Source organism: Armatimonas sp. (genome assembly GCF_964826245.1).
Genome location: NZ_CBAYMC010000245.1, coordinates 1 through 6250, shown reverse-complemented (window position 1 = coordinate 6250; position 6250 = coordinate 1). Strand labels below are relative to the sequence as shown.

The window sequence follows — 6250 nt, the reverse complement described above, 5'->3', positions numbered from 1 at the left end:
CCATGGTCTTTCATGACACGGCAGTAGACGCGTCGGACTTGACGCGAATGGGCGCGGCGTTTAACCACCCCCTGATCGCCTTTCCGGCAGGTGTCCACGAGGGCAACGGGCCACTCTCTAAAAGCTTTGCTTCCGTCGAGACGCCCAATGTGCTGCTCACCAGCCTCAAAAAAGCCGAGGATGGCAACGGTGTGATTGTGCGCTTGGTGGAGTACGATGGCCAAGACTGCGAAGCCACTGTCATGCTCGCCGAGGGCTTTGGCAAAACGGCAACCGTCACCGACCTGATGGAGAACCCAAGTGTGGGCGCGGCGAGCTTCGATGGCACAACCCTAAGGGTGAATATTCGAGCGAACTCCCTGGTGAGTGTTCGGCTACAATAGAGCACCTTATGCAGGCGAAGAACTTAGTTAGGATCTTTCTTCCGCTTCTCATTTTGTGGCTCGCGGCGTGTGGCCCCAAGAGTACTGTCGTGCCTCGGGCAGAGAAGAAGACGGTTGAGGTTCCTGCGAAGGCAACATTTGTGGGGGATGAAGCCTGCAAGCCCTGCCACGCAGCGGAGTTTACCAGCCACAGGGCAGGCCGGCATAAGCTCAGCCTTTTTGATACCACGAAGTCTGCTCTGGGCACGATGACGCCGCCGGAAGGGGAGACAGAGAGCAGCTTTGCTCTCCAGAGTATCGAGGATCAGCTCACGGTGATGATTCGCCTTCCTCAGCAGACTGAGCGCAACGAGGTGCCACTCTCGCTGGCGATTGGCTCGGGGAAGTCGGGGATGACCTACATGATCTTTGGGAAGTCCCTAAGTGCCGTGCTGGGCCAGAGCTACTTTCCCTCCGAGAAAAAATGGCATGCCACACCGGGACAAGAAGACGTGCCCAAGAACCAGCCGGGGGGGATCTACAATACGGAAAAGACCCGTGAGTGCCTACGCTGCCATGTTGTCACCCTGCCGCCTAACTCCATGGTGCCAGAGAAGCGCTTCTACGGGATTGGCTGTGAGTCTTGCCATGGTGAAGGAAGCCGTCATGCGACGCTGATGCAAAATCAGTCCAAGCCAGCCAATATCGGTCTTCGCTCGCTGATCGGGATGGGTGGCAAGGAGATGAACACGCTCTGTGGACGCTGCCACCAGACCACCGAGATGGTTCTCAAGATGGATAAAAAGTACCAAAAGAGCACCAACCGCTTCCAGCCCTACGGCCTTTCCCTCAGTAAGTGCTTCCTCAAGAGCAACAATACTCTCACCTGTAGCACGTGCCACAATCCGCACCAGAATGCCGAGACCGATCCAAAGCACTACGAAGCGGTCTGTGTGGACTGTCACAGTGGGGTGAGCAAGGCGAAGAAGGCGTGTCCGGTGAACCCCAAGGAGAAGTGCGTCTCCTGCCACATGCCCAGCCGTGCTGTCTTTCCCAACACAGCAGTCACCACAAAGATGGCCGATCACTTTATTCGTATCTATAAAAATCTCCCCCCATAGGGCAGAAGCTCCGCGTGTCGGGTGGTACAATAAACGCGCTTTATGGCCTACCAATCGCTCTACCGTAAGTACCGTCCCCAGACCTTCGCCGACGTGGTCGGACAGGAGCATGTGGTGCGTACCCTCCAGAACGCCATCACGTCGGAGAGGATCGCCCACGGCTACTTGTTTACGGGAACCCGAGGCACGGCCAAGACCACCATTGCCCGTCTTCTGGCAAAAGCGCTGAACTGCCTTTCGGGTGGTGACAAAGGCCCCGTTGCGGAGCCCTGCAACGCCTGCGATGCCTGCAAAGAGATCACGGCAGGAAGCTGCATTGATGTGATTGAGCTGGATGCCGCCAGCCACCGTGGGGTCGCCGATATTGAGGAAGTGCGCAAGCAAGTGGGCTATGGCCCGATGGAGTTTCGCTACAAGGTCTTTATCATTGATGAGGCCCATCAGCTCTCCAGCGATGCCAAAGATGCTTTTCTGAAGACGCTTGAGGAGCCGCCGCCGGGCGTGGTTTTTATTCTTGCCACCACCGAGCCACAGTCCATTCCCATCACGATTCGCTCCCGCTGCCAGCAGTTTGACTTCAAGCGCGGCTCGCTCTTAGACATCTCCAAGCGCCTGAAGTATGTTTTAGACACTGAGAAAATTACCTACAGTCCCGAGGCGATCAACTTAGTGGCCCGTGGTGCCGAGGGAAGCTACCGCGACTCGCTCTCGCTCTTGGAGCAAGTTCTGGCGTTCTCGCCGAAGCAGATCACGGCGGCCTCGGTGGAGAGCGTGCTCGGAACGCTCGACACCGAGCAGCTTGCCCGCGTCACAGACTGCGTCGCCCGCCGCGATGCGCCTGGCGTCTTGGCGCTCGCCGGAGAGATTCTGGACTCCGGTAAAGAAGCCCGGACGCTCTTAAAAACCCTCGCGGGGCACTTTCGTGATCTGCTCCTCGTGGCGGTGGGTGGCCCGGCGGCGGCGTCCGAGCTAGCTCCTGAAGACGTGGCACGCTTGCAGGGCCAGGTGAAGTACTTCGCGCCCCAGCAGCTTCTCAAAGCCATTGATCTGCTCAATGAGGCGCAGGGGGAGACGCGCTGGAACAACCAGCACCGCCTGCTGACGGAGCTGACCTTCCTGAAGCTCATGACGATTGGTGAGGCTCCCGACCAGCCCTTCATGACGGCTCCTATTGTCTTCGCACAGCCAGTGGCTACGCCCGTTGTTTTACCTCCCCCTGCCGCTGAGACGGCTTCCCCCTCCGGCTCCGCGAAGGGGGAGCAAGAGGAGCGGGCGGATGAAGAACCTGATCCTGTTTTGGAAGCCGCCTTGGAGCGTAGCGAAGACGATGAAGTACCATCGCTGAGTGCGAGCTACTTCTCCGATGGAGACGAAGCCGCGCCCGATGACGAAGACGACTTCGAGCCTGAACCCGATCTTGAAGTGCCTGCTGTGATGGAGACAGAACCGGAGCCCGAGCCTGTCGCTGTGGAAAAGCCGCCCGTCGCGCCGGTGGCACCTGTCGCGGAGAGTTTTTCGCTCTTCGATGACGACCCGGCTCCTGTGCCTGCGCCGCCCAAGCCTGCACCTGTCAAGGAACTGGAAAACGATGGCCTGAGCCTCTTTGATCTCTCCGGTAAAAAGTCCGCCCCCGAGGTAACCGAGATACCGGAGGTCGTGGTGCCTAAGCCACAGGCGAAAGTGGAGCATCTGGTTGAGGACGAGGACGACTACCCGCCGCCACTCGATGACTTTCCGCCACCACTTGAGCTAGACGACGACTACGCACCAGCGATTGTTGCCGCTCCTGCGAAACCGGCACCCGTGTACACCCCTGCTCCTGTACAGGATCCCGAGCCAGAACCGGAACCTGAGCCTGAGCCCGCCTCTGACCCGGAGCTGGAGCTTTCTGACCCGCGCATCACCTTGCCCTCTGTCCAGCGGGCGTGGCCGACGTTTCTCGTGCAGGCGGAGAAGTTCTCGAAAAAGACCAGTGTCATGATGTCGGGCGCCGTTCCTGTAGAGGTTGTGGGGCGGACCGTTGTCCTGGCGTTCTCCCAGCGGATGAACTACGACATGATGAACGCGCCTAAGCAGCTGGAGTTTGTCCGCAAGCTCCTCGCCAAGGTGATAGACCCCGATTTGGGAAGTGTCGCAGTGCGCTTTGAGCTGGCTGAGAACGCCCCGCCGCCGCCTCAGCGCGCGATTGCACGCCAGACCGTGCGCCGCGATCCCCTGGCCGAGATTGAAGCGCTGGGACGCGAAGAGGTTCAAGAGACCGCCGCCGCTGCGCCTGCTTGGACACCTCCTGCACCCATCTCCACGCCACGCCCCGAGCGCGTGAGCGAGAAGCGCGAGGGCTGGAGCGCGACACGCTTCTCCTCACAAGGGGAGCCAGCACCTCCTCCCGATCTCCCGCAAGGGCTGTCGGGACAGGATGCGGAGCTTGTGGCGGCGGCAGCGCCCGGCTCACACAAAGCACAGGCACTCTCGGAGCTGCTCGTGCAAGAGATTCTCTCCACGTTTGGTGGGGAGGTTGTTGAAGGATAGATTCATTATGGCAAATGTGTTTGGTAAGAACAAAGGCCAAGCCGGGGGATTTCCTGGCCTTGGTGGTGGCGCAGGGGGTCAGGGTGGCATGGCCGCGATGATCCAGCAAGTACAGAAGAAGATGTACGAAGATGCCGAGAAGATGGGCGAGCGCCTGGATGCGGCTCGGATCGAAGGCTCGGCCGGTGGTGGCTCGGTGAAGTCCGTGGTGGATGGCAACGGGAAGCTGATGAGTGTCACCATTGATCCTAGTGTGCTGGAAGACAAAGATGCGGAGATGCTGCAAGATCTGGTGCTGACGGCGATCAACCAGGCGCTGGATAAGGCATCGGATCTGCGTGAGTCCGAGCAAAAGAACCTCATGCCTGCGGGCCTGAATATCCCCGGTCTGTTCTAAAAAATGGCACAGTACGCCAAGCCGCTCGCCCGGCTCGTCGCCGAGTTCGAGCGCTTGCCCGGAATCGGTCCCAAGTCGGCGCAGCGGCTGGCGTTCTATGTCCTGCGCCTCTCCGATGATGAGGCGCGAGGGCTCGCCAATGCCATCACGGAGGTGAAAGCCGCCGTGGGCTACTGTGAGAGCTGCTACAACTTCACCGACCAGAAGCTCTGCGAGATCTGCCGCGACCCGCGCCGTGACGAAGCGACGATCTGTGTGGTCTCCGACCCGCGCGACTTGATGGCCCTAGAGCGCATGAGTGAGTTTCGCGGCAAGTACCATGTCCTCGGCGGCGTTCTCGCCCCCATGGAGGGCATCGGCCCCGATCAGCTGAAAGTCCGCGAGCTGCTGGCACGTCTGGCAGGCGGCCATGTCAAAGAAATCGTCGTCGCTACCAACCCCACGGTCGAGGGTGATGCCACGGCGATCTACCTCGCCAATCTCCTGCGCCCCCTTGGTCCCAAGATTACCCGAATCGCCCATGGCGTTCCCGTCGGCGGCGACCTGGACTACGCCGACCAGGCCACGCTCATTCAAGCCTTCGAGGGCCGGCGCGAGCTGTAGCCCCCACGTGACCGCCCCCGTTGGAGGGGGGCGTCTGGAGAGCGCTTCGCGCTACGAAGGCCGTTCCGGCCATATCCGCGCCCAGCGCCGCATCGTCGAGGCTCTGCTGGTTCAGCTTTGAGGCACGTAGCGACTACTGGCGTTTTTACCTCCCCCTCGGCGACAGCGCCGTTTCCCCCTCCGGTAAGCGAAGGGGGAGGGTTTCCGGTTTTTGTTTTCTTCGTGGAGTGTGGCGCTCATATGGGCAACTGGCCCGGTACAATGGAACTCCAATGGCAAAAATTGATGATCTCGTCGCGCAGATTGCTGACCCGAAACTCCGGGCTGAGCTTGAAAAGTCGGTGAAAGAGCTAAAGAAGAACACGCGGTTTGGACTGGTTTTTGAGGATCATATTCCCGAGATGTCGGCACTGGTGGGCTTGCCGCTGACGGTGGGAGAGCTTGCGATGCGCCGTGATGCGCCGTCGGGTCGGGCAGCGCGAACGGTGAAGGCAATTCACTCTGATGGCACGGTGACTCTCGAAGATAAAGAGGGCAACACGACCACGGAACCGGCGAGCGACTGGCTGGCAGCAAAGCAGTTCGGACAGCCGATCTATCCGGGGCTGGAGAAGGTGGGAGAGGTGAAACGCGGCGGTGCGGATCGTCCCCACCACGCGGTTATCAATGCGGAGAACTACCACGCGGCCCAGCTTCTTCTCTATCTCTACGAGGGGCAGGTGGACTGTATCTACCTCGATCCGCCCTACAACACAGGGGCGAAAGACTGGACGTACAACAACGACTACGTGGATTCGTCGGATGCGTGGCGGCATAGTAAGTGGTTGTCGTTCATGGAGAAGCGCCTGAAGCTGGCGAAGCGGTTGCTCAAGCACGATGGGGTTTTGATTGTGACGATTGATGAGCATGAAGTTCATCATCTCGGAATGTTGCTTGAAGAAATTGTCCCTGACTTCCACCGTCAGATGGTTACTATCGTCATTAACCAAAAGGGGGTAGCACAGGGACGACTCTCCCGAGTTGAAGAGTATGCCTTTTTCTGCTTCAGCTCCAGTTTTGTCCCTGAACCACAAATAGATGATATGCTTTCGCCAGATAGAACAGGTATAAAACGATTTCAAAAACCGCGATGGGAATGGTTACTGCGTGGGGGTACTAATTCCAGACGAGAAGATCGTCATGCACTTTTTTATCCAATTTATATCGATCCTGAGGCAAAGCGAATTGTCGAAGTTGGC

At 59.1% G+C, this 6250-nt stretch carries 6 protein-coding genes; all 6 read left to right on the top strand.

Going from position 1 to position 6250, the window contains the following annotated elements:
- The coding region (locus tag AC1XOS_RS18540) for a glycosyl hydrolase-related protein (protein WP_481963703.1) at nucleotides 1–383 on the top strand (383 nt) is incomplete at its 5' end.
- 8 nt (nucleotides 384–391) lie between these two features.
- Nucleotides 392–1483, top strand: a complete 1092-nt coding sequence (locus AC1XOS_RS18535; RefSeq protein WP_481963702.1) for a multiheme c-type cytochrome — start codon at nucleotides 392–394, stop codon at nucleotides 1481–1483.
- 42 nt (nucleotides 1484–1525) lie between these two features.
- A complete protein-coding gene (gene dnaX / locus AC1XOS_RS18530; RefSeq protein WP_481963701.1) occupies nucleotides 1526–4012 on the top strand; it encodes a DNA polymerase III subunit gamma/tau in 2487 nt (828 codons plus the stop codon).
- A 7-nt stretch (nucleotides 4013–4019) separates the two neighbouring features.
- On the top strand, nucleotides 4020–4409 hold the full coding sequence (locus tag AC1XOS_RS18525; protein ID WP_481963700.1) for a YbaB/EbfC family nucleoid-associated protein: 390 nt from the start codon (nucleotides 4020–4022) through the stop codon (nucleotides 4407–4409).
- 3 nt (nucleotides 4410–4412) lie between these two features.
- Nucleotides 4413–5012 carry a recombination mediator RecR gene (gene recR / locus AC1XOS_RS18520; RefSeq protein WP_481963699.1) on the top strand — a complete coding sequence of 200 codons (600 nt, stop codon included), beginning with the start codon at nucleotides 4413–4415 and terminating at the stop codon, nucleotides 5010–5012.
- Between the two features lie 272 nt (nucleotides 5013–5284).
- A partial coding sequence (locus tag AC1XOS_RS18515; protein ID WP_481963698.1) for a DNA methyltransferase occupies nucleotides 5285–6250 on the top strand: 966 nt, incomplete at its 3' end.